Raw genomic sequence first — 24,802 nt, 5'->3', positions numbered from 1 at the left:
TCTGACCGGCACGGCGCTGGTCAATGAAAGAGAGGCGGCCCGCCAAGGCCGCCTTTTTTCATTGGTCCATCTTGATCCTAATTCAGCGCGGCCGAAAGTTTCACGGTTCCGCTGAAATACTTCGCCGAATCGGAGCCGATGCCGCCATAGCTGGTGGAGAGGCCGAGACGCATGCCGCCCGGCATGCGGGTATCGATGCCGGCTCCGACGCGGCCATGGAAATTGTCGGCGCCGCTTTCGGTCGCTGTGTCGCTTATGTCGAAGACGCCGTCGAGCCGCAGGTTAAAGTCGAGGGTAACGTCGTCATCCGTGACATGGCGATAGGAAACGCCGGGGCCGAAGGCGATCTGGCCGAGGCCGGCGGTGACGGAGGGAATGGGGACGTTCAGGCCGTCGACATAGGCTCCCGATTTTTCCTCGAAATAGGAGAAGCGCGCCCGCGGCGAGAAGGTCCAGGCGTCATATTGCCATTCCCCTTGCAGCGTGGCGCTGACCATCCAACGGCTGGCGTCGAAGCCGTCGGTGTAGGTATCCATGGGGCTGACGCTGTTCGAGGATGTTCCAGCTCCGGCGAGCAAATCGAAATACAGATTGTCAGTCAGCCGAGCGGTCAAATAAGGCCCGGCGATCCAGCCGGTGCCCTCGGCGGTTCCGCCGCCGCTGCCGGTGAAGCCGTCGGTACGATCGATCTGGACGAAGGCGCCAACAAGCAGATTGCGGCTGACCAGATAGTCGGCGCCGAAGGTTGCGAGGGCGAATTTGCCGTCTTGGTCATTGATGTCGAAGCGGCTGTAAGTGCCTTCGAACCAGATGTCGAACAGGCTGTTGGCATCTTCCCCGCCAAGCCGCCGCATGGAGGCAAGGCTTGCGCTGACATTGACCGAGTTGGTGTCGGCCATGCCGGGCAGGTACGCGAGCAGGGTGGCCACTGGGCTGCCGCCGCCGGCGACGCCGTCGAGCCGGTCGATGCGGCGCTGGATGTCGGGCTGGTTCTCCAGAATGAGGCTGGCGCGTGTCTCCATGAATTCCTTGATGAGCGCCGTGGTATTTTCGCGTGAATTGGTGCTGGCGAACGTGCAGACGACGCTTTCGCCGGGCGCCAGGTTGATCACGGCCGTGCGGTTCGCCACATTGCCGACGGAATCGCCATCGTTGCAACTGATCGAGGTCAAGGCGAAGCCGGCGGCGGTCATGTCGGCGGCGGTGACGCTGTAGGAGCCGGTCTGCAGCGAAACGGCCGGTCCGTCGCCGGAGCCGCTGCTGGTGGCGATGGTGAAGTTGAGGCCGGGCGCCGGCGAGGAGAAGCCGAAGGAGCCGTCGCCGCTGTCGGTGGTCTGGCGGATGGTGATGGAGCCTAGGGCGTGGACTTCCTGGGCGAGCGCGCTGGAGGTGCTTGTCGCGTTGTTCGCGTCGCCATTGTAGGTCGCGACGACCTGACGGGTGCCGACCGGGAGGGCGGACGTCATCAGGGCGGCGGTACCGCCGGCGAGCGCGACCGTAGCAGCGGGCGAGCCGTCGACACTGAAGGTGACCGTTCCGGCCGGCGGCGGATTGCCGGGAGCCGAAACCGTTGCCGTGAAAGTGACCTGATCGCCCTGATTGGAAGGGTTGAGGCTGGAAACGACCAAGGTGGTGGTGCCAAGCTTGTCGATGGTCACCGAATAGGCCTTGGAACCGGATTTCCCATTCTGATCGGTTGCAACTGCGGTGAAGTCGAATGTGCCGGTATTGGTCGGGGTACCGGAGAGCAGACCGGTCGCGTCGAAGCTGATGCCCGACGGGAGGGTTCCGGACGTCAGCGCGAAAGTATAAGGCACCGCGCCGCCGCTGGCCGCAAGCTGTTGCGAATAGGCCTGGTTGTATACGGGGTTTGGCAAGGATGCCGGCGTCAGCTCGACGGTCGGCTCGGCAATGATCAGCGTGTAGGATTTCGAACCGATGAAACCGTTTGCGTCGGTTGCCGCCACGACCAGGTTGAACGTGCCGGTATTAGTCGGGATTCCGGAGAGCAGACCGGCCGCGTCGAAGCTGATGCCCGACGGGAGGGTTCCGGACGTCAGCGCGAAAGTGTAGGGCGTCATACCGCCGCTGGCCGTCAGCTGCTGCGAATAGGCCTGGTTGTAGACCGGACTGGGCAATGACGGCGGCGAGACCGTGATCACGGGCGGTGTAAAGGTGACCGTGTTGTCGGTGCTGGTCGAGGCTTCGTTCGCATCGACGGCGGCATTGGTTGCCACGCCGGCCGGTATTGTGGCCACGACGGACCCTGAACCCGTCATGCCGCTGACCGCGACGCTGAAAGTGCTGCCGGAGCCGGTGACGACAGCGATGGTGGCGCCGGCGGTGCCGGAAAGCACAACGTCGCTGCCGCTGAAGCCGGTCACCGGCTCGCTGAAGACCACGTCGAAGAGGATTGGCGACGAACCGGTCGGATCGCTCTGGCCGGCAGCCTGGTTGATGGTCACTGTCAGCGGCGGTGGCGGCAGATTGTAGGTGACGGTATTGTCGGTGCTGGTCGAGGGCTCGTTCGGATCGACGGCGGCGTTGGTCGCCACGCCGGCCGGTATTGTGGCCACGACGGACCCCGAACCCGTCATGCCGCTGACCACAACGCTGTAGGAGCTGCCGGAGCCGGTAACGGACGCGGTGGTGGCGCCGGCGGTGCCGGAAAGATCGACGTCGCTGCCATTGAAGCCGGTCACCGGCTCGCTGAAGACCACGTCGAACCGAATTGGTGAGGAACCGGTCGGATCGCTCTGGCCGGCAGCCTGGTTGATGGTCACTGTCAGCGGCGGTGGCGGCGGCAGATTGTAGGTGACGGTATTGTCGGTGCTGGTCGAGGGCTCGTTCGGATCAACGCTGGCGTTGGTTGCCACGCCGGCCGGTATTGTGGCCACGACGGAACCTGAACCCGTCATGCCGCTGACCAAAACGCTGTAGGAGCTGCCGGAGCCGGTAACGGACGCGGTGGTGGCGCCGGCGGTGCCGGAAAGATCGATGTCGCTGCCATTGAAGCCGGTCACCGGCTCGCTGAAGATCACGTCGAACCGAATTGGTGACGAACCCGCCGGATCGCTCTGGCCCGCTGCCTGGTTGATGGTCACCGTCGGCAGCGCGAACGCCGCGGTCGGCACGAGCACGAGCACTAGAATGGCGGCAAGGGTGCGCCTCAGCGTTGCGAACAAAAGCAGGAAAATCGACGACAACGGAAAGGAAAGTGCGGATAACGGCAAACGCCGCAGTCGCATGGTGACATGCGCATCCAGAGCTACGGTCACCCCGTCCCCCAAAATCCCCCGACCGGCGGGCCTGCTCTCTACGGGCGCTGAATTCCGGACGAGTCGCCTTTGCTTATGATCATCTAGATTGGCGAGTTCATGCAAAGTCAATCTTGAAGCCACGGGTCAGGTAAGCTTGAGACTATTCCCGCTGCGGTGTGGCAGCCACGCAACGTCAGGCGCCTGGACCCCTTGGCCCTGTGAAAACCGGGTATGGTTCCGCATTAGGAGTCGTCGGGCTTCGCCGGCGTGATTATATGGAGGCCAAACGAGCTGTCCCCCATGCGCTTTCCGCCTGCTTTCCTCGACGAGATCCGCGACCGCGTGCCGATTTCTTCGGTGATCGGCCAGCGCGTCGCGTGGGACAGGAAGAAGACTAACGCGCCGCGCGGCGACTATTGGGCGTGCTGTCCCTTCCATGGCGAGAAGAGCCCGTCCTTCCACTGCGAGGACAAGAAGGGCCGCTACCATTGCTTCGGCTGCTCGGTTTCGGGCGACCATTTCAAGTTCCTAACCGAACTTGACGGGATGAGCTTTCCTGAAGCGGTCGAGAAGATCGCCGACATGGCCGGCGTGCCGATGCCGGTTCGCGATGCCCAGGAGGAGCGGCGCGAAAAGGAACGCGCCAGCCTGACTGACGTCATGGAGATGGCGACGGCGTTCTTCCAGGAACGGCTGCAGGGACCGGAAGGGGCAAAGGCCCGCGCCTATCTGCGCGACCGGGGGCTGACACCGGCGACGCAGCAGTCTTTCCGCCTCGGCTATGCCCCCGACAGCCGCAATGCGCTGAAGGAGCATCTTGCCGCCAAGGGTGTCCCCAAGGCCGACATCGAGGCGTGCGGGCTGGTGCGCCATGGCGACGACGTCCCGGTTTCCTACGATTGGTTCCGCGACCGCATCATGTTCCCGATCCCGGATTCCAGGGGCAAGATCATCGCCTTCGGCGGGCGGGCACTGGCGCCGGATGCGCCGGCCAAATACATGAACTCGCCCGATACGGAGCTCTTCCACAAAGGCAACGTGCTCTACAATTTCGCCCGTGCGCGCCAAGCGCTCGGAAAGGGGGCGCTGGCCAAGGGCGGCACGGTCATTGCCGTAGAGGGCTACATGGATGTGATCGCGCTGGCGCAGGCCGGCTTCGAAAACGTGGTGGCGCCGCTCGGCACCGCGTTGACTGAAAACCAGCTCGAACTTCTATGGCGCATGGCTGGCGAGCCGGTGCTGTGCTTCGACGGCGACCAGGCCGGGTTGAAGGCAGCGTGGCGCGCCGCCGACATGGCGCTGCCGGCGGTCCAGGCAGGCCGCTCCGTGCGCTTCGCCCTGCTGCCGGAGGGCAAGGATCCCGACGATCTGGTCAAGGGTGACGGGCCGGATGCGTTCCGCGCCGTGCTTTCCGAGGCACGGCCGCTGGCCGACCTCTTGTGGATGCGCGAGACCGCCGGCGGCATCTTCGACACGCCGGAACGGCGGGCGGAGCTCGAAAAGACGCTCCGCGAACTGACCAGCCGCATCCGCGACGAGAGCCTTCGTTATCACTACCAACAGGAAATGCGCGAGCGCGTACAGAGCTTCTTCGGGACCCAGCGCGGACGCCAGGGACGTCAGGACGGACGGCCAGGTGAGCGCTTCCCGGGCAGGGTCTCAGCACCCGGCGGACAGTTTGCACGTGGCGGCAATGCCGGTGGGCGCACCGCGATCACCGAAAGCCTCGGCCGCTCGGCGCTGGTCAAACGCGGCGGCGAGGGCATGTCGGTGCGCGAGGCGACGATCATTGCGGCCCTCGTCAACCATCCCGTGCTGATCGACGAGAATTTCGCCCATGTCGAGTTCCTCGATCTCGCCAATTCCGATCTGAAGCGGCTGCATGCGGCCATCCTCGACGCTATGGCGCACGATATGGCCAACAACCGCGAGGCTGTAATCGCGACGATCGAGCGGGCCGGCTGCGGTGAGATCTGGCAGCGCGCGGTGGCGCTGATCAAACGTGCGCGGCAATGGCCGGCGCTGGAAACGGCAGCACTCGACGATGCTCGCGATGCGTTCAGCCAAGCTCTCCACTTGCAGCGCAGCGCGCGCACCTTACATAAGGAGCTGAAGCAGGCGGAAGCAGCGCTCGCCAGCGATCCCACGGACGAAAATTACCGGCACCTGGTCGAAATCCAGGCGCAATTTCGTGATGTGCAGGCAACGGAAGCGCTGATCGAAGGGTTTGGCGTATCGTCGGGCAGAGCTGGGCGCGTTTAGATCGAAGCCTCCAGAAGACTGAAATGTAAGGACGTGCTTGCGCGTTGAATCAAGCGTGCGGTGCTCTAAGTCGGGTAATTGATTCGCTTTTTTCATGCGAATCATGCGAGAGGCGCTTGACCTTCCGGCAGAATGGCGGAATCAGGTCGATTCGAAACGTTAACCCGCCCCGGCATCGACGGGAATGCAGCGATGTAAGGTACTGATCACTGGACAGGCAGTCAGCTTGCCACAGATATCAGGGTTAATCTGGACTTAACGAGAGATGCAGTTACTGGCCCGGTAAAGCGCGTTCTGGAAAGAGCGCATCCAATTTGACCGGACCGGCAGCTTACGCGGCTTTGATACTCAGCCGCTTGGAGAAATAAAGACTATGGCGACAAAAGAAAAGGAAGAAGTCGAGACCGAACGCGAGGCCGCGACCGATGGCCCTCTGCTCGACCTTTCCGACGATGCTGTCAAGAAGATGATCAAGGCCGCCAAGAAACGCGGTTATGTCACCATGGACGAGCTGAATTCGGTGCTGCCCTCGGAGGAAGTGACCTCCGAGCAGATCGAGGACACGATGGCCATGCTTTCCGACATGGGCATCAACGTGGTCGAGGACGACGAGCAGGGCGAGGAGCCCGAAGCCGCCGATACCGCCGCTGACGCCGAGGAAGACGCCAACGAGCTGGCCGAGCAGACCGGCACCGCCGTCGCCGCCACCACGACCAAGAAAGAGCCGACCGACCGCACCGACGATCCGGTCCGCATGTATCTGCGCGAGATGGGCTCAGTCGAGCTTCTGTCGCGTGAGGGCGAAATCGCGATCGCCAAGCGCATCGAGGCCGGCCGCGAGACGATGATCGCGGGCCTGTGCGAAAGCCCGCTGACTTTCCAGGCCATCATCATCTGGCGTGACGAGCTCAACGAATCGAAGATCCTGCTGCGCGAGATCATCGACCTCGAGGCGACCTATGCCGGGCCGGAGGCCAAGCAGGCGCCGGTTGTCGAGCGTATCGAGGAAGCCAAGACCGAGGAAAAGTCGCGCCGTTCGCGTGAGGACGAGGACGACATCACCAATGTCGGCGGCGACACGCGTGGCCTGGTGGACGACGACGAGGAAGACGATGACGAGGCGAGCCTGTCGCTGGCGGCCATGGAAGCGGAACTGCGCCCGCAGGTGATGGAGACGCTCGACGTCATTGCCGACACCTACAAGAAACTGCGCAAGCTGCAGGACCAGCAGGTCGAGAACCGGCTGGCTGCCGCGGGCACGCTGTCGCCCAGCCAGGACCGCCGGCTGAAGGAATTGAAAGACCAGCTGATCAAGGCGGTGAAGTCGCTGTCCTTGAACACGGCGCGCATCGAGGCGCTGGTCGAGCAGCTCTACGACATCAACAAGCGCCTGGTGCAGAACGAAGGCAAGCTGCTCAGGCTGGCCGAAAGCTATGGCGTGCGCCGCGAGGAATTCCTCAAGGAATATCAGGGCTCGGAGCTCGATCCGAACTGGACCCGCTCGATCGGCAATCTGACTTCGCGCGGCTGGAAGGAATTCACCAAGAACGAGAAGGACGCCATCCGCGACCTGCGCGCCGAGATCCAGAACCTCGCCACCGAGACGGCGATTTCGATCCAGGAATTCCGCAAGATCGTCAACCAGGTGCAGAAGGGCGAGCGCGAAGCCGCGATCGCCAAGAAGGAAATGGTGGAGGCCAATCTGCGCCTCGTCATCTCCATCGCCAAGAAATACACCAATCGCGGCCTGCAGTTCCTCGACCTGATCCAGGAAGGCAATATCGGCCTGATGAAGGCGGTCGACAAATTCGAATACCGCCGCGGCTACAAGTTCTCGACCTACGCGACGTGGTGGATCCGGCAGGCGATCACCCGTTCGATCGCCGACCAGGCGCGCACCATCCGCATTCCGGTGCACATGATCGAAACGATCAACAAGATCGTGCGCACCTCGCGCCAGATGCTGCATGAGATCGGCCGCGAGCCGACGCCAGAAGAACTGGCGGAAAAGCTCGCCATGCCGCTGGAAAAAGTGCGCAAGGTGCTGAAGATCGCCAAGGAGCCGATCTCGCTCGAAACGCCGGTCGGCGACGAGGAGGATTCGCATCTTGGCGACTTCATCGAGGACAAGATGGCGATCCTGCCGATCGACGCGGCGATCCAGGCCAATCTGCGCGAGACGACGACGCGCGTATTGGCCTCGCTGACGCCGCGCGAAGAGCGCGTGCTCAGAATGCGCTTCGGCATCGGCATGAACACCGACCACACGCTTGAAGAAGTCGGCCAGCAGTTCTCGGTCACCCGCGAGCGCATCCGCCAGATCGAAGCCAAGGCGCTGCGCAAGCTCAAGCACCCGAGCCGGTCGCGCAAGCTGCGCAGCTTCCTGGACAGTTAGGCTAGGCTTCCGTGGGGGAGATAACAGAGAGACGGTCATTGCGCCGCCTCCTCCCACGGGTCATCGTTTTCAGCCTGGCCGGTCTTACCATTCACCTATTGGCTCTACTTGGAGCAATGATCTTCGGTCATTCTTTTGTGCCGTCGCAACGTTATGTGAGCGACCACGATATGATCGCGAAATCGATTGCTATACCTGCTGGCTGCTTAATTCTCGTTCTTTACTGCCGAAAGTTTGCAAGGGACTTCGACGCCCCGCAGGTGTCCATCAAGACCCTCATCCTTTCTGGTTTTGGCGTTATTGTGTTGCCTTTTATTTTCGGCGTTTTTATCCGTGCAACTGTCCTGACTGCATACCCGCTCTGGCTGGCGGCACTGATGGGGAAGCATACGCAACTCGAATTTTCCGTCAGTGATACGGCGGGTTGGTCTTACCGCTGTCCGAATAGAGTCAGTCTGGCGGGCATGCCGATGATGACCGGCACTCTATGCGGTATCTCGGACAACTTTCGTAATACACTTCATCAGGGCACTCGGGTCGTGTTGACCGGGCGCGGCACGGCGGACGGACTTTTTGCGGCGGGAATTGATGTTGTTCAATAACTGTAATTCCACAGGGATTTGTCCGTGATAGTGACAGCCGGATGAAAGCGGTTGACATTTGCATGATAGGGCAATGGCCATCGACGGTTCACCGGGCTCGTGGTGCAGTCGGCTGCATGAGACCGGCCGCGAGCCGAACTGGCGGAAAAGCTCGCCATGCCGCTGGAAAAAGTGCGCAAGGTGCTGAAGATCGCCAAGGAGCCGATCTCGCTCGAAACGCCGGTCGGCGACGAGGAGGATTCGCATCTGGGCGACTTCATCGAGGACAAGATGGCGATCCTGCCGATCGACGCAGCGATCCAGGCCAATTTGCGCGAGACGACGACGCGAGTATTGGCCTCGCTGACGCCGCGCGAAGAGCGCGTGCTCAGAATGCGCTTCGGCATCGGCATGAACACCGACCACACGCTTGAAGAGGTCGGCCAGCAATTCTCGGTCACCCGCGAGCGCATCCGCCAGATCGAAGCCAAGGCGCTGCGCAAGCTCAAGCACCCGAGCCGGTCGCGCAAGCTCAGAAGCTTCCTCGACAGCTGAGGCCGGGTGACGGATAAGCAGTTTCAAGGGCGCCGGTGGCGCCCTTTTCCGTTTGGGCACAGGCGATCACGATTGAACGCGCCGCTCTTGCGTGTCGTGCCCTACGAGAGGATAATTCCGCGACGGACGCATTCTCTGGGCGACAAACCCGGATGCCCGCCCCGGCAGTTGGACGCCGTGCTCCGTGGCACCGGAGGGAGGTGTGCCATGACAACTTACATCGTGCTGATCAACTGGACGGAACAAGGCGCCAAAAACGTGCGCGAATCGCCGAAGCGGCTCGATGCCGCCAAGAAGCTGCTGGGAGACATGGGCGGGTCCTTCAAGGCATTTTATCTCACCATGGGGGATTGCGACATGGTGGCCGTGCTCGAAGCGCCCGACGATGCCGTCCTGGCTCGTTTCTCGTTAATGCTGGCGACGGCTGGCAACGTCAGGACTCGGACGCTCAAGGCTTTCCCGGAGGATGCCTATCGCGAGATCATCACCTCGCTCGGCTGAGCCGCGGCGTCTGAAGCGCGTCGCGCTGAACGGCCTTTGCGACGCGCTTTAAGCTCTTCTTTTTATGCATGTCGTTATCGTAAAACCGCTGCGTACCCTTTGGGCGACCTGGATCAGCGAAACCGGCCATTCCGCCGGTATCGTGTCACGTTGCGGCGCAACGGCATTTCTCGGATAATCCGTGCGTGTCCTCTGGTGCCGTTTCGAAACATGAGCAAGCCTCTGCTGACCGTCTGGTATAATACGCGCTGTCCGGTCTGTGATGCCGGTATCAGCCGGCAGAAGCGGCGGCTGATCGAGGCGGTCAAGGCCGGGCGGATCGAATTTCGCGACATCAATGCCGAACCGGCGGCGCTGGCCGGATACGGCATCGGGCTGGAGGACATCCGGCGCCGGCTGCATGCGACCGACGCCGGTGGCAAATTGCTGGTCGGCGCCGATGTTGCCATTGCTGTATGGCGGACGACGCCCGGCGAAGGCTGGCTCGCAACGCTGTTCGGCAATCCTGGCGCACTGCCGTTGACGCGCTATGGCTATGATCGTTTCGCCGATCTGCTCTACGCCTGGAATCGGCGCAAAGGCCGCTGGTAGCGGTATTGTTCGCTCCGCACCGAAAGGTCCGGAGATTGTTTCCAGGCCTTTCGCGTGCCCTGCTATCGAGCCACGGGCTCGCAAAGCCAGCCAATGATGCAGCGCACCGCCGGCAGCACCAGCAGCAGCGTCGGAAAGGCCACCAGCCAGGACAGGCCCCAAGCCGTCAGCCAGGTGGCCGGCATGTCGGCCTGGAAGCCAAGGCTTTTCAGTGTCGAGATGAACGACACGATGAACGTCATCAGCAACGACAGCACCAGCGGGCCGAGCACGGCGGCATAGCGCGCAGGCAGCTTGCTGCGGGGGGTCATGGTCATTTGGATTTCCCTGAAGCATCCGGTTCGTCGCCTTGCATCCATTCGCCGGTATTGTCGGCGTAACTGCCCGGAACGACCGGGGTGGATGCGTTGCTTCACGTCAGACGCTTACGGAGCGGCCTTCGGCCCTCATGCACCCTCTAGCTGCCCTCGCTGGCGAAATCAATCCTGCTGGTGCCATTTTCAGATACATCGTAAGATATATCTTGACTCGACCGTGGCGGGCACTTAGTTGAGATATATCGTAAGACATAACTCAAGGAGCAGACAATGCACAAAGACAATCATTTCAGCCGTCACCGTTTCGGCGAACGCGCCGAGCGCGTCTTCATGCATATGGCCGGCAAGTTCGGCGGACGTGGCGGCGGCTTTGGCCCGTTCGGGCATGGCATGAGAGGCGGCGGACGCGGCGGGCCGGGCGACATGTTCCGCGCCGGGCGCATGCTGGCCGACGGCGATCTCAAGCTGATCACGCTGTCGCTGCTGGCCGAGGCGCCGCGGCACGGCTACGACATCATCAAGGCGCTGGAGGAGCGCACCAGCGGCTTCTACAGCCCGAGCCCCGGCGTGGTCTACCCGACGCTGACCTTCCTGGAAGAGGCCGGCTACGCCGTTTCTGCGGCGGAAGGCAACAAGAAGGTGTTTTCAATCACCGAGGCTGGGCAGGCGCACCTCAACGAAAATCGCAAGATGATCGACCACGTGCTCGAACATCTCGAGCGCTTCGGCCGCAAGATGGCGAAGGCGCGCGACTGGTTCGGCTGGAACGATGACGGCGACGGTGGCCGGCGCGGCCGCGGCCGCTCGGAAAAGCGCGACGAGTTTCGCGCCGTGCGCCACCGGCTGCGCGCCGCGCTCGGCGAAATCGTCGATGCGCCTGAAGCAAAGCAGGCCGAGGCAATCAGCATATTGGAAGCTGCCGCAGAGGCGTTGGAAGCGTTGTCGCGCGACTGATCTCTGGCTGCCAAGCCAGTTGCGGCCCTTGCCCGCTGGGCCAAGGACCGGTACTGAAAATCATCCTGCACCGCGCTATGTGGTGCAGGATGATTGCCGTTGGAGGATACCCCATGTCTTTTCTGAAGCGTCTTTTCGGCGGAGGCAACGAAGCCGCCGAGCCAAAGACAGCGGCGCCGGCAAAGCAGATCGAGCACAAGGGATTTTTGATCAGCGCCACGCCCTACAAGGCGGAGGGCCAGTACCAGACCTGCGGTGTGGTTTCGAAGGAGATCGACGGCGTGATGAAGGAGCACAAATTCATCCGCGCCGACCGCTTTGCCGGGCTTGATGACGCTGTCGACATCTCGATCAAAAAGGGCATCCAGCTGGTCGACGAGCAAGGCGAGAAGATCTTCGGATAGATCGGCTATTACAGCCTTGGGTCGATTGGCTCGCTTTCCAACGCCAGCACGGCGAAGACACACTCGTGAACCCGGCGTAGCGGCTGCTTGGCGACAAATCGCGTTAGCGCTTCGTGGCCAAGCGCGAACTCTCTGAGCGCCAGGCTGCGCTTGCCGGCCAGGCCGCGTTCTCGGAGGCGGACGAGATTGTCGGGCGCGTCATATTCGGGACCATAGATGATGCGCAAATATTCTGGGCCGCGGACCTTCAGCGCCGGCTGGATGAGCCCCTTCTTGCCACGGCTGACGAAGTCGCGTGGTTTGACCACCATGCCTTCGCCGCCTGAGCCAGTCAGCGCTTCCCACCAGGCGACGGCCTCGGCACACGCGCCGCCGTCGGCCAGATCAACCATACGCCATCGAGTCGGCGTGACCACGCCGCCACGGGCAGTCAGACGGTCCGCGAGCGACATGTGCCAGACATGGTCCTGGTCAAACCAAATACGTCCCTCGCTGGCCAGCACGTGGAAAGGCGCGGCCTTAAGGTCCTCGACGCCCGAAACTGGCCATACGTAGGGCGCCCAGGCGGTGGCGTATTTGGCTGCGCGGACGGCCCGGTCTTCAAGGCGTGCGTTCAGGCCGGCTGCATCGACGCCGCGCGCCATCGCACGGGCCAGCGCCTCGCTGCTGGCCTTGAGACCGGCGGCAGAGGATGTGGCCACAGGCGCATACTGGCTTTCGATCAGACTGCCGGCCTTGGCCGACCAAGGCATTATCTCGGCGTCCAGCAGCAGCCAGTCGCTGTTCAATTCCTTCCACAGATCCGCCGCGTCGACCTCGGTGCGAAGACGGGCGAGCAGGTCCTCCGTCATGGCACTGTCATTGAAAAAGGAGCGTCCGGTGCGGGTCCAGATTGCGCCGGTTTCGTCGCCAGGGACCCCGAAGCGGCTGCGTGCCGCCTGCGCGTTCCGGCAGAGCGCGATCACTGCCCGCGAACCCATGTGCTTCTCCTCGCACACGATCTGCGCAACGCCGCGCTCGCGGAAGTAGGCGAAGGCATCCTCCGGACGTTCCAGCCAGCCGTCCTGGCTGCTGGTCTCGGACGGCGACATGGTCGGCGGCAGATAGATCAGCCATTGCGGCGAGAGCGCGAAGCGGCTCATCACCTCCAGTGCTGCCGACGCGTTCTCCTCGGCCACGACAATCCGGCCCCTCAGTCCGGTCTCGATCCAACGGCGACCGGAGACATCCTGATAATCGAGCACGCCGTCGGCGTCGGCCTGTGCCGATTTACCGGGACCGGACCCGCCCAGCGGACGTATCGGCTCCGACCAGGTCTGGATTGCCGGCACCTCGACCAGTTCGCGTTCCGGCCAGCGCAAGGCCGTCAGCTTGCCGCCGAATACGCATCCGGTGTCGATGCACAGGGTGTTGTTGACCCATTCGGCCGATAGCGTGGGCGTATGTCCATAGATAATGGCCGTCTTGCCACGATAGGCCGCGGCCCAGTCGGCGCGGACGGGCAGCCCGAACTCGTCGGTCTCGCCTGTGGTCTCGCCGTACAGAGCGAACTCGCGCACAGCGCCGGAACCGCGTCCGATCATCTCTTCCTTGAGGCCGGCATGGGCGACGGCGAGGCCTCCGCCATCGAGCCAGACATGGCTGCGCAGGCCGTCGAGAAAGGCCGGCAGCGCCTCGCGCAGGCCTCGGTCCTGTGCACTTAGCTGATCGACAGTCTGCTGGAGGCCGTGAGCGACCGTGACCTTGCGGCCTTCTAGCCAGCGGCTGAGTTTGCGTTCATGGTTGCCCTGGACACAGTATGCGGTTCCAGCCGCGACCATGCTCATGGCAATGCGCAGCACGTCGGGCGAGTTGGGACCGCGATCGACGAGGTCGCCGACAAAGACGATCTTGCGGCCCTCTGGTGGGACCACGGTGACCGTTCGGTCGCCCTGATGCTCAGACCAGACGATGCTGTAGCCCAATCGAGCGAGCAGGATATGAAGCTCATCCGAACAGCCGTGGATGTCGCCAATGATATCGAACGGGCCATGGTCGTCGCGCTTATCGGTCCACAGCGGCTGTCGCGACACCTCGGCCGCGTCGATGCTGGCCTCGCTGGTAAGCTTCCAGACTTGGCGGAAGCCCTCGCGTTGGAGGCCCCCAAGACCCTTGCGGACCTCGGTTGTCATGCGCTGGGCGACCCCGGCGCCGAACTGCCGGTCGGCTCGCACCGCATTGCGTGCGACGCACACCTCGACGCCTGGATCGAGGACCACGGCGACGGGCAAAGCGTGCCACTTGCGCGCCAGCTCAATCCAGGGCTTGCGGTCGGCGGCTCGCACATTGGTGGCATCGATGACGGCCAGCCTGCGGTGTTTGAGCCGCTTGCCGGCTATTTCGCGAACCAGATCGAAGGCATCCGCAGAGACGTCCTGGTCGGTTTCGTCGTCGGAGATCAGCGCCCGGCACTGGTCCGAGGAGATAATCTCAGTCGTCAGGAAATGCTTGGTGGCGAAAGTCGACTTGCCCGATCCGGTCGAGCCGATCAGCACGACGAGGGCGAAGTCAGGAATGGTGAGGTGGGTCTTATCAGGTTCTCTCATCGGGTGAACACCGCCATCTGTGTGGGGGCGCCGAGGGTCGGGTCCTCGGCTCCGATACCGCTGAAGGTGGCTGCATAGCCATAGATCTCGCCGATTTTGGCCGCCCAGGCTTGGAACTGAGCCCGGCTCCATTCGAAACGGTGATCGGGATGGCGAAATGCGCCAGGGACCAGTCTTGGAAACAGAGCGTTGTAGTCCGCATTCGGAGTGGTCACGATGACGGATTTGGGCGCCGTCTCACCGAAAACGATGCGTTCGACCAGGGGCAGCCTGTCCTCGTCGAGATGCTCGATGACCTCGACCAGAACGGCGACGTCGGCTGCGGCCCAACGGCTGTCGCGGTAGGTCAGCGATCCATGCAGCAGCGTGACCCGGCCCTCGGGCGGCCCGCCTAATTCGTTCAGCTTGAGACGCTTTGCGGCCCATTCCAGTTCGCGCGCCGCCGGATCCAGACCGAACAGCTTGTGAATCCATCGCTCGCGCACCAGCCTGTCGAGCAGCTTGCCTTCACCGCATCCCAGGTCCGCAACCGTGGTTCCTCGCGTCGCCCGAATGGCGTGGACAACTGCGTCCATGCGCAGATCGTTGAGCCGGATAGGCGTCTCCAGCGCTTCCTCGGGCGTAACGCGCGGCTCGGCAGGTTGTGCCTCGCCAGCCGTCTCGGGAGCCAGCCGCTCCAGGGCGATGCGGGCCAAAGCCCGGCGATTGCCCAGATAGCGGCGCACGATCAGGTCTTTGGCCGGATGGTTTTCCAGCCAGCCTTCGCCTTTGGACAGCAGCTTGTCGATCTCTGCTTCGCCGACCCAGTAATGCTTGGCATCGTCCATCACCGGGATCAGCACATAGAGGTGGTTCAACAAGGCGCTGAGCCAGCCCGTGCCGGTCAGCTTCAGATGGCCGTATCGGGGCTCGCCCGCAGCACCCCCGATTCCTTCGATTGGCGTCAGATCGACTGTCCAGCCCAAGGGTTCGAACAAACTTCGAACCAGAACCTCACCGCCGCGCGTTGGCAGTGGCGTGACCACGGCTTCCAGCGGCAGTTCGCTGTCGGCTAGTTCCTGGCGCTCCTTCGATATACCGGTCATCGCCGTCCGCAGCATTTTGTTCAGCGCCACCGACAGGAAGGATGATGCAGCGTAAGGCCGGTCGTTCACAAATTGGTCTAGCAAGCCTTCTGACTGGCCCTTGCCTCGCACCAGTCCCACCGGGTCGACGTCGAGCAGGAGTGCAGCCTCGCAACGCTCTTCGGTTGCCTCGGGATAGAACAGCCACGCCTTGCCGAAAGACAGGTCGGTCTCGTGCAGGCGATCCGGATGCTTGTGCAGCAAGAAGCCGAGATCGGTGGCCGGACGGTGCGTTGTGGCAACGGAAAGGAACATCCGCGACCGATAGCGCAGACAAGCGGAATAACCAATGGCGGTTGTGTGGCCCACCACAATAGGTTGTCGCCAACGACAACAAGGGCAGGCGCCGGGCGCCTGCCCTTGTACAATTCAGACGATCCTGACGCTTTACGCCGCGGTGGCGACGCGCTCGGCATTACCGGTCGCGGCCACAATGGCGTCGACCTTGGTCGAGGCCTTGGCCAGCGCTGCTGCCACCGCATCGGCGCCCATACCGACTCCTTCGATGCGGATGACCTCGAGATCGGTCATGCCGAGGAAGCCAAGCACGCTGCGCAGGTAGGGAATGGCGTGATCGAACTGCACGGCCGCACCTTCGGAATAGATGCCGCCCGAAGCCAGCACGATGTAGACCTTCTTGCCGGTGACGAGGCCCTTGGGGCCGTTCTCGCCATAGGCAAAGCTCTTGCCGGAACGGGCAATGTGATCGACCCAGGACTTCAGCGTCGAGGAGATGTTGAAGTTGATGAAGCCGGTGGCGAGAATCACCGAATCGGCGGCGAACAGTTCATCCAGCACGACATCGGAGACGCCAACGACTTCGGCCTGGCGCGAGGTGCGCGCTTCGGCCGGCGTGTAGATGCCGGTCGCATAATCGGCATCGATGTGCGGCAACGGATTGGCGACGAGGTCGCGCACGACAAGCGTGTTCGACGGATCGGCGGCAACAAGCTTTTCGGCGAATTCAGTAGCAATACGGGTCGAGTGTGAGGCAGCGCCGCGCGGGCTCGATGTGACAAGAAGGATGGACATAATGGGGTCTCCAGGGTTGGATCAAAATCTCCCGGCAGATATGTGTGCGCAGACCCATTTGAAAAACTGGTATATTTTGTATATTATCCATCTAAAATGTGGATTGAACGATGCAACCGAACCCGACGCTTGACCAACTGCAGATCCTGGTTGCGGTGGCCGAGACCGGCAGCTTCTCGGCCGCCGGGCGCAAATTGAATCGCGCGCAATCGGTGATCAGCTACGCCATCGCCAACCTCGAAGCGCAGCTCGGGCTGAAGCTGTTCGAGCGCGAGGGCACGCGTGAACCGCAACTGACCGATGTCGGCAAGGCGACGCTGGAAGATGCGCGGCGCATGGTCGGCGTGCTGCAACGCATCCGCTCGCGTGTCGACGGATACCGGCAGGGATTGGAGGCGGAAGTGACGCTGTCGGTCGACGTGACGCTACCGTCGCCGGTGCTGGTTCGGGTGCTAAAGGCATTCGAGGCGCAGTTCCCGGCCGTGACGCTGCGTCTGCATATCGGCTCGCTTGGCCTTATCCTCGATCATGTTGTCGGCGGACAGGCCGATCTCGGCATCGGGGGGCTTCTGGGTGAGACGGACGTGAATCTGCTTCGCATCGGCTTCTTCTCCCTGGTGCCAGCCGCAGCGCCTGATCACCCTCTGGCGCTGCTGCCGAGACCAGTGGCGCTAGAGGATGTCCGCGAACACATCCAACTGGTCGTCTCGGACCAGTCCGAGCGTACGCGCGGGCGTGACTATGGCGTCTTCGCCTACCGCACCTGGCGGCTGACGGATGTGCGCACCAAGCACGTGCTGATGCGCGAGGGGCTGGGCTGGGGCGGGCTGCCGCGATGGCTCATCGCCGATGATCTGGCGACCGGGCGGCTCGTCGAACTCGATCTCGAGCCTTACAGCGAAGTCCGCTCGCCGCTCTATGCCATGCACCGCGCCGATCGCAGCCCGAAACCGGCGGCCGCCTGGCTGATCGACCAGTTCAAGCGCCAGCTAGGCTGTTTCAACGAGTTCGAACCGGGTGAGATACCTGAGGAGGAGCCGGAGACAGGCCGTCGATCAGCGCCATGAGAACGGCGCGATAGTCCTCGATCGATGCTCCAGTTTCGATTGCGAGCGCTGCGCGGTCGAAGGCGGCTGCGAGCAAAGCGGTCAGTGCTTCCACAGGCAGTCTCGTCATGGAGTGCGAGCGCATCGCGGCAACAAGGCCGTCGCGCAGCGAACGGTTGCCATGGCGATTGTCGATCGCATCCATGGCGGCGCGGCCGAGCACGGCCGGGCCGTCAAGCAGCAAGAGCCGCGTACGGCCGGGCGCACGCATGGCAGCCAGATAGGCATCCGAGCCGGCAATCAGCGCATCGCGGGCAAATAGCGAAGGCGGCGACGCGCGTTCGATCTCTTCCGAGACGGCTTGCGCCTCCTGTTCGACCACAGCGGCAAACAACGCCTGCTTGTCGGCAAAGTGATGATAGAGCGCGCCGCGCGTGACGCCGGCAGCGGCGACGATCTCGGGTGTGCCGGTCTCGGCATAGGACTTTTCGGTGAACAGTTTGCGAGCCGCGGCGATGAGCTCAGCGCGTGTCGCCTCGGTGCGATCACGGTTGGAGCGACGAGCGGATCCTTGTTGCATACATGCAGCCTGTATGTTATTGCCATTTACATGCAGACTGTATGTTATTTGCCGGGAGAAGGAAAGATGAGGACGACGAGCTATTATCCGGTGCTGATGACGAGCGACGTTGCCGGCACGGCAGCCTTTTATGTTGCGCATTTCGGCTTCAAGCCGCTGTTTGAGGCCTACTGGTACGTGCATCTGCGCTCAGCCGAAGATCGCCGCGTCAACCTCGGCATCGTCCAGGGCGATCATGAGACGATCCCGGAGGAAGGGCGGGGCCGCACATCTGGCCTGCTGATCAATTTCGAGGTCAGGGATCCGGATGCCATCTGTGAGCGGATCACCGCCGCTGGCCTGCCGATCCTGCGAACGCTGCGCGACGAACCCTTCGGCCAGCGTCATTTCATCACCAGGGATCCCAACGGCGTGCTGATCGACGTGATCAGGCCGATCCCGCCGAGCCCAGAATTTATGGCGCAATATGCGCAGGGTGCTGCGGCGCGCTAACTCGCCCGCGCCAACGGCATCACGGTGACCTGAGTAATGCCGGAGCGGCGCACCACCGTGCACAGTGTCTCGCGGCCGATGCGCTCGGCGTCGAGCATGCGCACCAGATCGTCGACGCCGGTGACCGGGCGGCCGTCGATGGCGGCAATAATGTCGCCTTCCCTGAGGCCGGCTTTGGCCGCCGGGCTGTTCTTTTCGACGGTGCGCAGGCGCACCGCCGTGCTGCTCGATACTTGCGACAAAAGGGCTGCGCGGCGCGGCAGGTTGGTGGTGTCGGCGGAAACGCCGATGAAGGCACGGCGCACACGGCCGAAGCGGATGATTTCCGAGATGACGAAATTGGCGGTGTTGGAGGCAACCGCGAAGGCGATGCCTTGCGCACCGTGGATCATCGCGGTGTTAACGCCGATCACCTCGCCAGCCGAGGACACCAGCGGTCCGCCAGAATTGCCGGGGTTGAGCGCGGCGTCGGTCTGGATGACGTCGTCGATCAGCCGGCCGGTGGAGGCACGCATCGAGCGGCCGAGTGCCGAGACGACGCCAGCGGTGACGGTCCATTCGAAGCCGAGCGGATTGCCGATAGCAATAGCAATCTGGCCGCGCCTCAATCGCTTGGAATCGCCAAGCGGCGCGACGTCCGCAAAGTTGCCGTCGGCGCGCACCAGCGCAATGTCGGTGTCGGGATCGCGGCCGAGCACGCGGCCTTCCCTGGAGGCGCCGTCCGGCATTGACACGCGTACGCTGCGCGCATCGCCGACGACGTGGAAGTTGGTGACGACCAGCCCGTCCTGCGCGATGACGAAGCCGGAGCCATGGCCGCCGGGGCCACCGATGCGCTCGATGCGGCAGACAGCGGGCCCGATGCGGTCGACGGCATCGGCGACCGTCGCCGAATAGGCATCGAGAAGGGCATCGTCATATTGCAATTGCTGGGCGGGCAGGGCCATCCGAAGGCTCCGTTTGGAACAAGATGAACAATGCCTATATGTGCGGAGCGGCCGGACCGGCCGCGACCTGACCAGATGGCCAGTCAAATGCCCAACTAGCCGTCAGGCGAGTATCCGCCAACGCCCTGCCGGGCGATATCTGGGTCACGAAGAACCCAGGAGACAAATCATGAGCGATTTCAATCTGAGCACGTTTTCCGACGCCATTGCCGACATCGCGGCAGCCGCGGCACCAGCGACGGCCAGCTTCGCGACGCACCACCGGACGTCAACTGCTTTCCACTGGCGGGACGGCTATTTCGTCACTGCCGAGGAGGCGGTCGAGGCCGGCGAGGAGATCGAGCTGACGTTTTCTTCGGGCGAAGCCGTCAAGGCGGAACTGGTCGGCCGCGACCCGTCCACCGGCACGGCCGTTTTGAAACCGGCCGGCGCGCCGGCCGCCCCGTCACTGGTAAAGGCGGATGCGGTGCGGCCGGGCAACCTGGTGGTCGTGGCGGGCAATAGCGACGGCACCTCGCTCGCTACCTTCGGCACGGTCGGCGAGGTCGGCCCGGCCTGGCGTTCAATGCGCGGTGGCACGATCGACCGGCGCATCAACCTTGCCGTCAATGCCGGCGGCCGTTTCGAGGGTGGCCCTGTGCTCGACGCCAAGGGCGGACTGATCGGCATGCTGCTGTTCGGGCCACGCCGGCGGGCGCTGGTCATGCCTTACGAAACGATCGAGCGGGCAGTCACGACGCTGCGCGAGAAGGGTCATGTGGCGCGCGGCTATCTTGGCGCCGGCCTGCATCCGGTCCGCAATGGTGATACACAGGGCGCCATGGTGATGAGTCTCGACGATAACGGGCCGGCGAAATCAGCCGGTCTCAGTCTCGGCGACATCATCGTGTCGTGGAACGCAGAGACGGTGCATGGCCCGCGCGAGCTGATCCGCAAGCTCGGGCCGGACAGCGCCGGTGCCTTGGTGACACTCGGCGTGGTGCGCGGCGGCGAGAATCGTGAGGTTTCCCTGACCATCGGTGAAAAGCCACTGAGCTGAGGGATAGATGGTAAGCGGTGAGGTCGCTGGCAGACGGCTGACGGTGCTGATCGCGCTCGGTGACGCCGAGCGCACGCGAAGTCTGTCCGCCATTCTCGCCGCGACCGATGATCTGCGGCCGGTTCTGGCCGGCGAAGTCGACGGGCGTGAGGCGGCGGATGTCGCCATCGTCGATGATCATGGGCTACAAGGCGGGCTCGTCGACGCGGCTATGCCTCGCGTGCTGCTATCGTCGCGAGCGGCCCGTGAACGGCCGGCCGATACAGTATTTGCCGTGCTGCCGGTGCAAGCGGACGAGTTGCTGATCGCCGCCGCCGCGCGGCTCGCGGCTGCGGGCTACCGGATTTCGCGTGACAGTCATGCTCTATCCGATCTGCATCACGATTTGACCTTCCATGGCAGCGACCGGTTCGAAGAGGAACCGACTGACGAGCATATCGTCCGGCCGACGCTTTCGCCGCGGGAAGGCGAGGTGCTGGCGCTGCTGGCCGAGGGCGCCCCCAACAAGGTCATCGCGCGGCGGCTGAACATCTCCGTGCATACGGCGAAGTTCCATGTCGCAGCGATCCTGACGAAGCTCGGTGCCGCCAACCGCACCGATGCGATTGCCATCGCCATGCGGCAGGGCCTGGTGCTGGTCTAGTTCAGATTGTCTCAAGGCCGACGCAGCGTAACCCGCATGCGGTGTGTTGGGCCTTGCGCGGCGGTTCTCAGCCGCGCAAGGATCGTGTCTTTCATGTTGCAGGAAGGCGCAAGGATGTCGCTCAAGGGAAAGACGCTTTTCATCTCCGGCGGGTCGCGCGGCATCGGGCTGGCGATTGCGCTGCGCGCCGCGCGCGATGGCGCCAATGTGACGATCGCGGCCAAGACCGCCGAGCCGCATCCGAAGCTGCCCGGGACGATCTACACGGCGGCGCACGAGATCGAGCAGGCCGGCGGCAAGGCGCTGCCGGCGCTGTGCGACATTCGGGATGAAGAACAGGTCGCCGAGGCGGTCGCCAAGACCGTGGAGCGGTTCGGCGGCGTCGATATCTGCGTCAACAACGCCAGTGCCATCCAGCTTACCGGCACGTTGGAGACCGATATGAAGCGCTACGATCTGATGCACCAGATCAACACGCGCGGCACTTTTCTCGTCTCCAAAATGTGCATTCCGCACTTGAGGTTGGCGGAAAATCCTCACATCTTGAATCTGGCGCCGCCGCTCGACATGAAGGCCAAGTGGTTCAAGAACCATGTCGCCTACACGATGGCAAAGTTCGGCATGTCGATGTGCACGCTGGGCATGAGCGCCGAGTTCGCCAGGGACGGCATTGCGGTCAATTCGCTATGGCCGATCTCGACCATCGACACGGCGGCGGTGCGTAACCTCCTGGGCGGGGCGACGGTGGCGGCGATGAGCCGTTCGCCCGACATCATGGCCGATGCGGCATACGCCATCCTGGTCAGGCCGTCGCGTGAGGCGACCGGCAATTTCTACATTGACGAAGAAGTGCTGCGCGCTGAGGGCGTCAGCGATTTCTCGGCCTATGCGCCGGGTGCGACAGGCCCGCTCGCCGGCGACTTTTTTGTGCCGGACGAGGTGTTCGGCCGGACGGATACCAAAATCAAAGGTATCTACTGACGGAAAGTATCTAGCTGACAGGCATATCTCTTAAAGACCGGCACAGACGTGTGCTCAGTCTTCGGCTTTCTTGGCTTTGCCAAGACCCATCAGCCGGTCGATATAGGCAAGCATCAGTGCCGACAGAACGAAGGCCAGATGAATGATGGTCAGCCACATCAGCTGGTCGGTCGTGTAAGAGACCGAGTTCAGGAACACCTGCAAGAGGTGGATCGAGGAGATCGCTACGATTGTCGAGGCGACCTTGACCTTCAGCGAGCCGACATCGATCGTGCCCAGCCAATGCACCTTGCCGTCATTTTCATCGAAGCGGCTGACGAAGTTTTCGTAACCCGAGATGATCACCATCACCACCAGTGAGGCGACCAGCGCGGCATCGATGAGGCCGAGTATTTTCAGGATGGTGTCGGTGTCATCGAGCGTGAAGGCAACGGAGACGAACTCGAACAGCTTGTTGCCGAAGGACACGGCATAGATGGCAAGTGCCGCACCCAGTCCGAGATAGAAGGCGACCAGCAGCCAGCGCGAGGCGAGAATGATCGATTCGATGGCGAGTTCGAGGCGCTTCATGCGGCGATTCGGGCTCCGTTATCGGAGTGCCGTATTTCGGGCAGGCTGCGGCGGTTTGCAAGGTTTCAAAAAAACGAAACCCCGCCGGGGAGGGGAACCGGCGGGGCTCGTGTGTCCCGCTGGAGTCGGGACAGGGCAGGGAACGCCCTTTCCAGAATCTGGGATGGGTAACCGCGCGTTTCAAGATTGATGACCGCGCGATTCAATGGTTGATCAAATCGCGCGGTTCACATTGCGGTTTATTGGGCGCTGGCCACAGGCGCTACCAGGGGTGTAATCCGGCGGATGGCGACGCGGCGGTTCTCGCGGTTGGGTCCCGACGTGTTAACCTTGAGATACTCCTCGCCATAGCCCTGCGTCGTCAGGTTCTCCGGCGGGATGCCAAAGGCGTTGGTCAAGGCTTCGGCGACCGCCTCGGCGCGGCGGTCGGACAGAGCAAGGTTCGCTTCCGGTGTGCCGACAGCGTCGGTATGGCCCTCGATCAGGAAGCTCTCGGCCGGGTTTTTCTTCAGCAGCTTGTCCATGGCGTTGGCAACACCCTCCAGCTTCTGGACCTCGGTGTCGGAAATCGAGGCCGAACCGAATTCGAAGTTGAGCGTGTCGAGGTCGATGCGGCGGGCGATGTCGCGCACGCGGGCCGAGCGCTTGACCTCGTCGATCGAATAGAGGCGCTGGACCCTCTCGACCGGCGGCCGTTCGAGGAAGGTGTAGTAGTCGTCCGGATCCTCGACCTCTTCGGAATCCAGAATGTATTCCTCTTGCGGGATGGTAAGGCGCATCGGCGGCAGGTCGTCGCCCGGGTCGCGCCAGTCTGCATCGTCGTCATAGTTCCGCTCGTCGACATAGCTCAGCACATATTCGCGGCCGTCGGGCGCGATGCGTGAACGCTGGATGACGTCGCCGTAGCGGTTGCGGATGGTGACGATCCGGACACCATTGTCACGCTCGACTATTTCCCGGGTGCGATCGCCCGACAGGTCCTCATAATAGACATTCCTGGCGCCGCGGTGCATGCGCGGTGCATCGCTGCTTTCGACGAACGTCTGGTTGTTGAACTGGAGGATAACGCGGTCGCCGAATTCCCTGACGACGTTGGCGCCCTGGGGGCGCGGACGACGACGAACATCCTCGACGTCCGGCGCACGCTCGACGCGCTTGCCTTTTTCCTCGGTCACCGGAACGATCTTTTCAGGCTTGATCTCCCGCTGGGCTGCCCGGTCGTCGGTGGGTGGCGGCCCCTGATCGACCGGAGCCGGCTTCGGGGCTTCCACCTGGTTCTCGCCCTGCTGGGCGGGCTGGTTGCCCTGCTGCTTACCGGCATTTTGGCCGCGCTCCTTGCCACCCTTGCGCTTGCGCAAGACATCCTTCTGGCTGTCCAGAACAGGTGCCTCGTTCGGATTGGCCTGGGCTTCACCCTGGACCGGATTTTCACCCTGGACCGGCGCGGCCTGGCCAGTCGAAGGCTGTTCGCCGGTCGAGGGCTGTTGCTCTCCTGTCACCGGCTGTTCGCCGACAGGCCTCTTGCCACGTTTCTTGATCTTGTCCTGGGGCTGTTCGCCCTGGACGGGAGCGGCCTGCTGCTCGATCGGAGCCGGTTGGGCCTGTGGGGTCGCTTCCTTATTGGTCGGCGCCGGCTGGCCTTCCGCCTCCGTGGCGGGTCCGGTCAATTCAGCAGGCTTCTTGCGCTTGCCCGGCTTTTGTCCGGGCTCGACAGTCGGAGCCTGTTCTGCCGGGGCAGCCTCGATCTGCTGGTTCTGTTTTTGCTTCTTCTTGCGCGGGTTGACGTTGGGCTGGTTGTCGTTTGCCGGCGCTGCCTGCTCGGCCGGTTGTTCCGATGGGGCCGCTTCGATCTGCTGCCGATTGCGCCGCTTCTTGCGGGGTTGCTCGGACTCGGCTGGAGCGATCTGCTCGGCCGGAGCGGATTCTGTTTGCTGCTGCTGATT

General features: G+C 63.0%; 21 protein-coding genes and 1 pseudogene. 13 read left to right on the top strand and 9 right to left on the bottom strand.

Annotated elements, in window-relative coordinates; genetic code table 11:
• Positions 1 to 77: 77 nt before the first annotated feature.
• Positions 78 to 3,278: a putative Ig domain-containing protein gene (locus NKH33_RS29545; RefSeq protein WP_352922843.1), complete on the bottom strand. Its 3,201-nt coding sequence runs from the start codon at positions 3,276 to 3,278 to the stop codon at positions 78 to 80.
• Positions 3,279 to 3,560: 282 nt separating this feature from the next.
• Here NKH33_RS29545 and dnaG point away from each other — a divergent pair, with 282 nt between their 5' ends.
• The 6 genes and pseudogenes from dnaG to NKH33_RS29515 all read left to right on the top strand — a co-directional run bounded on the left by dnaG (position 3,561) and on the right by NKH33_RS29515 (position 10,145).
• Positions 3,561 to 5,522 (top strand): DNA primase, encoded by a 1,962-nt coding sequence (gene dnaG, locus NKH33_RS29540; protein ID WP_352771682.1) that lies wholly within the window; start codon positions 3,561 to 3,563, stop codon positions 5,520 to 5,522.
• Between the two features lie 373 nt (positions 5,523 to 5,895).
• Positions 5,896 to 7,917: an RNA polymerase sigma factor RpoD gene (rpoD, locus tag NKH33_RS29535; RefSeq protein WP_023678297.1), complete on the top strand. Its 2,022-nt coding sequence runs from the start codon at positions 5,896 to 5,898 to the stop codon at positions 7,915 to 7,917.
• Positions 7,918 to 7,955: 38 nt separating this feature from the next.
• Positions 7,956 to 8,519 (top strand): hypothetical protein, encoded by a 564-nt coding sequence (locus NKH33_RS29530; RefSeq protein WP_352473952.1) that lies wholly within the window; start codon positions 7,956 to 7,958, stop codon positions 8,517 to 8,519.
• 135 nt (positions 8,520 to 8,654) lie between these two features.
• Positions 8,655 to 9,053: pseudogene (locus NKH33_RS29525) on the top strand (sigma-70 family RNA polymerase sigma factor); the annotation flags it as partial.
• Between the two features lie 207 nt (positions 9,054 to 9,260).
• Entirely contained in the window at positions 9,261 to 9,554 is a 294-nt protein-coding gene (locus tag NKH33_RS29520) for a GYD domain-containing protein (protein ID WP_352450720.1), read from the top strand.
• 210 nt (positions 9,555 to 9,764) lie between these two features.
• Positions 9,765 to 10,145 (top strand): thiol-disulfide oxidoreductase DCC family protein, encoded by a 381-nt coding sequence (locus tag NKH33_RS29515; protein WP_352922840.1) that lies wholly within the window; start codon positions 9,765 to 9,767, stop codon positions 10,143 to 10,145.
• A 62-nt stretch (positions 10,146 to 10,207) separates the two neighbouring features.
• Here the strand turns inward: NKH33_RS29515 and NKH33_RS29510 are convergent, their stop codons facing one another.
• A complete protein-coding gene (locus tag NKH33_RS29510; RefSeq protein WP_352922837.1) occupies positions 10,208 to 10,462 on the bottom strand; it encodes a DUF2798 domain-containing protein in 255 nt (84 codons plus the stop codon).
• 270 nt (positions 10,463 to 10,732) lie between these two features.
• On the opposite strand from NKH33_RS29510, the gene NKH33_RS29505 reads away from it, so the two are divergent.
• Positions 10,733 to 11,416 carry a PadR family transcriptional regulator gene (locus NKH33_RS29505; RefSeq protein WP_352922835.1) on the top strand — a complete coding sequence of 228 codons (684 nt, stop codon included), beginning with the start codon at positions 10,733 to 10,735 and terminating at the stop codon, positions 11,414 to 11,416.
• Between the two features lie 113 nt (positions 11,417 to 11,529).
• Positions 11,530 to 11,820 carry an HlyU family transcriptional regulator gene (locus tag NKH33_RS29500; protein WP_023678291.1) on the top strand — a complete coding sequence of 97 codons (291 nt, stop codon included), beginning with the start codon at positions 11,530 to 11,532 and terminating at the stop codon, positions 11,818 to 11,820.
• A gap of 8 nt (positions 11,821 to 11,828) precedes the next feature.
• Here NKH33_RS29500 and NKH33_RS29495 read toward each other — a convergent pair whose 3' ends face one another.
• The 3 genes from NKH33_RS29495 to NKH33_RS29485 all read right to left on the bottom strand — a co-directional run bounded on the left by NKH33_RS29495 (position 11,829) and on the right by NKH33_RS29485 (position 16,561).
• Positions 11,829 to 14,405 carry a polynucleotide kinase-phosphatase gene (locus NKH33_RS29495; RefSeq protein WP_352922832.1) on the bottom strand — a complete coding sequence of 859 codons (2,577 nt, stop codon included), beginning with the start codon at positions 14,403 to 14,405 and terminating at the stop codon, positions 11,829 to 11,831.
• Positions 14,402 to 15,784 carry a 3' terminal RNA ribose 2'-O-methyltransferase Hen1 gene (locus NKH33_RS29490; RefSeq protein WP_352836219.1) on the bottom strand — a complete coding sequence of 461 codons (1,383 nt, stop codon included), beginning with the start codon at positions 15,782 to 15,784 and terminating at the stop codon, positions 14,402 to 14,404. The genes NKH33_RS29495 and NKH33_RS29490 overlap by 4 nt, the downstream gene beginning before the upstream one ends.
• Before the next feature lie 132 nt (positions 15,785 to 15,916).
• A complete protein-coding gene (locus NKH33_RS29485; protein WP_352491493.1) occupies positions 15,917 to 16,561 on the bottom strand; it encodes an FMN-dependent NADH-azoreductase in 645 nt (214 codons plus the stop codon).
• A gap of 110 nt (positions 16,562 to 16,671) precedes the next feature.
• Here NKH33_RS29485 and NKH33_RS29480 point away from each other — a divergent pair, with 110 nt between their 5' ends.
• Positions 16,672 to 17,628, top strand: coding sequence for a LysR family transcriptional regulator (locus NKH33_RS29480; protein WP_352450726.1), 957 nt, complete (start codon positions 16,672 to 16,674; stop codon positions 17,626 to 17,628).
• Here NKH33_RS29480 and NKH33_RS29475 read toward each other — a convergent pair.
• Positions 17,561 to 18,187: a TetR/AcrR family transcriptional regulator gene (locus NKH33_RS29475; protein ID WP_352683626.1), complete on the bottom strand. Its 627-nt coding sequence runs from the start codon at positions 18,185 to 18,187 to the stop codon at positions 17,561 to 17,563. The two genes, NKH33_RS29480 and NKH33_RS29475, sit on opposite strands and share 68 nt — an antisense overlap.
• A gap of 66 nt (positions 18,188 to 18,253) precedes the next feature.
• Here NKH33_RS29475 and NKH33_RS29470 point away from each other — a divergent pair, with 66 nt between their 5' ends.
• Complete coding sequence (locus NKH33_RS29470; protein ID WP_352836222.1) at positions 18,254 to 18,679, top strand: VOC family protein; 426 nt, start codon at positions 18,254 to 18,256, stop codon at positions 18,677 to 18,679.
• On the opposite strand, the gene NKH33_RS29465 is transcribed toward NKH33_RS29470, so the two are convergent.
• Entirely contained in the window at positions 18,676 to 19,626 is a 951-nt protein-coding gene (locus NKH33_RS29465) for a S1C family serine protease (RefSeq protein WP_352491490.1), read from the bottom strand. The two genes, NKH33_RS29470 and NKH33_RS29465, sit on opposite strands and share 4 nt — an antisense overlap.
• A gap of 169 nt (positions 19,627 to 19,795) precedes the next feature.
• On the opposite strand from NKH33_RS29465, the gene NKH33_RS29460 reads away from it, so the two are divergent.
• From NKH33_RS29460 to NKH33_RS29450, 3 genes are all read left to right on the top strand, one after another.
• Positions 19,796 to 20,665 carry a S1C family serine protease gene (locus NKH33_RS29460; RefSeq protein ID WP_352491489.1) on the top strand — a complete coding sequence of 290 codons (870 nt, stop codon included), beginning with the start codon at positions 19,796 to 19,798 and terminating at the stop codon, positions 20,663 to 20,665.
• A 7-nt stretch (positions 20,666 to 20,672) separates the two neighbouring features.
• On the top strand, positions 20,673 to 21,308 hold the full coding sequence (locus NKH33_RS29455; RefSeq protein ID WP_352473965.1) for a helix-turn-helix transcriptional regulator: 636 nt from the start codon (positions 20,673 to 20,675) through the stop codon (positions 21,306 to 21,308).
• 114 nt (positions 21,309 to 21,422) lie between these two features.
• Positions 21,423 to 22,289 (top strand): SDR family oxidoreductase, encoded by an 867-nt coding sequence (locus NKH33_RS29450; protein ID WP_352473967.1) that lies wholly within the window; start codon positions 21,423 to 21,425, stop codon positions 22,287 to 22,289.
• A gap of 54 nt (positions 22,290 to 22,343) precedes the next feature.
• Here the strand turns inward: NKH33_RS29450 and NKH33_RS29445 are convergent, their stop codons facing one another.
• Both NKH33_RS29445 and NKH33_RS29440 read right to left on the bottom strand, forming a co-directional pair.
• Positions 22,344 to 22,859 carry a TIGR00645 family protein gene (locus NKH33_RS29445; protein WP_352450730.1) on the bottom strand — a complete coding sequence of 172 codons (516 nt, stop codon included), beginning with the start codon at positions 22,857 to 22,859 and terminating at the stop codon, positions 22,344 to 22,346.
• 239 nt (positions 22,860 to 23,098) lie between these two features.
• The coding region (locus NKH33_RS29440; RefSeq protein WP_352836225.1) for an OmpA family protein at positions 23,099 to 24,802 on the bottom strand (1,704 nt) is incomplete at its 5' end.

This window comes from Mesorhizobium sp. M1182 (assembly GCF_040318335.1).
Lineage (GTDB): Bacteria > Pseudomonadota > Alphaproteobacteria > Rhizobiales > Rhizobiaceae > Mesorhizobium.
This window is presented reverse-complemented; position numbering and strand designations above follow the sequence as displayed.

Coding starts and splice junctions, on each gene's coding strand:
- dnaG (WP_352771682.1), top strand. CDS start 3,561: ATGCGCTTTCCGCCTGCTTTCCTCGACGAGATCCGCGACCGCGTGCCG.
- rpoD (WP_023678297.1), top strand. CDS start 5,896: ATGGCGACAAAAGAAAAGGAAGAAGTCGAGACCGAACGCGAGGCCGCG.
- NKH33_RS29520 (WP_352450720.1), top strand. CDS start 9,261: ATGACAACTTACATCGTGCTGATCAACTGGACGGAACAAGGCGCCAAA.
- NKH33_RS29515 (WP_352922840.1), top strand. CDS start 9,765: ATGAGCAAGCCTCTGCTGACCGTCTGGTATAATACGCGCTGTCCGGTC.
- NKH33_RS29510 (WP_352922837.1), bottom strand. CDS start 10,462: ATGACCATGACCCCCCGCAGCAAGCTGCCTGCGCGCTATGCCGCCGTG.
- NKH33_RS29505 (WP_352922835.1), top strand. CDS start 10,733: ATGCACAAAGACAATCATTTCAGCCGTCACCGTTTCGGCGAACGCGCC.
- NKH33_RS29500 (WP_023678291.1), top strand. CDS start 11,530: ATGTCTTTTCTGAAGCGTCTTTTCGGCGGAGGCAACGAAGCCGCCGAG.
- NKH33_RS29495 (WP_352922832.1), bottom strand. CDS start 14,405: ATGAGAGAACCTGATAAGACCCACCTCACCATTCCTGACTTCGCCCTC.
- NKH33_RS29490 (WP_352836219.1), bottom strand. CDS start 15,784: ATGTTCCTTTCCGTTGCCACAACGCACCGTCCGGCCACCGATCTCGGC.
- NKH33_RS29485 (WP_352491493.1), bottom strand. CDS start 16,561: ATGTCCATCCTTCTTGTCACATCGAGCCCGCGCGGCGCTGCCTCACAC.
- NKH33_RS29480 (WP_352450726.1), top strand. CDS start 16,672: ATGCAACCGAACCCGACGCTTGACCAACTGCAGATCCTGGTTGCGGTG.
- NKH33_RS29475 (WP_352683626.1), bottom strand. CDS start 18,187: ATGCAACAAGGATCCGCTCGTCGCTCCAACCGTGATCGCACCGAGGCG.
- NKH33_RS29470 (WP_352836222.1), top strand. CDS start 18,254: ATGAGGACGACGAGCTATTATCCGGTGCTGATGACGAGCGACGTTGCC.
- NKH33_RS29465 (WP_352491490.1), bottom strand. CDS start 19,626: ATGGCCCTGCCCGCCCAGCAATTGCAATATGACGATGCCCTTCTCGAT.
- NKH33_RS29460 (WP_352491489.1), top strand. CDS start 19,796: ATGAGCGATTTCAATCTGAGCACGTTTTCCGACGCCATTGCCGACATC.
- NKH33_RS29455 (WP_352473965.1), top strand. CDS start 20,673: ATGGTAAGCGGTGAGGTCGCTGGCAGACGGCTGACGGTGCTGATCGCG.
- NKH33_RS29450 (WP_352473967.1), top strand. CDS start 21,423: ATGTCGCTCAAGGGAAAGACGCTTTTCATCTCCGGCGGGTCGCGCGGC.
- NKH33_RS29445 (WP_352450730.1), bottom strand. CDS start 22,859: ATGAAGCGCCTCGAACTCGCCATCGAATCGATCATTCTCGCCTCGCGC.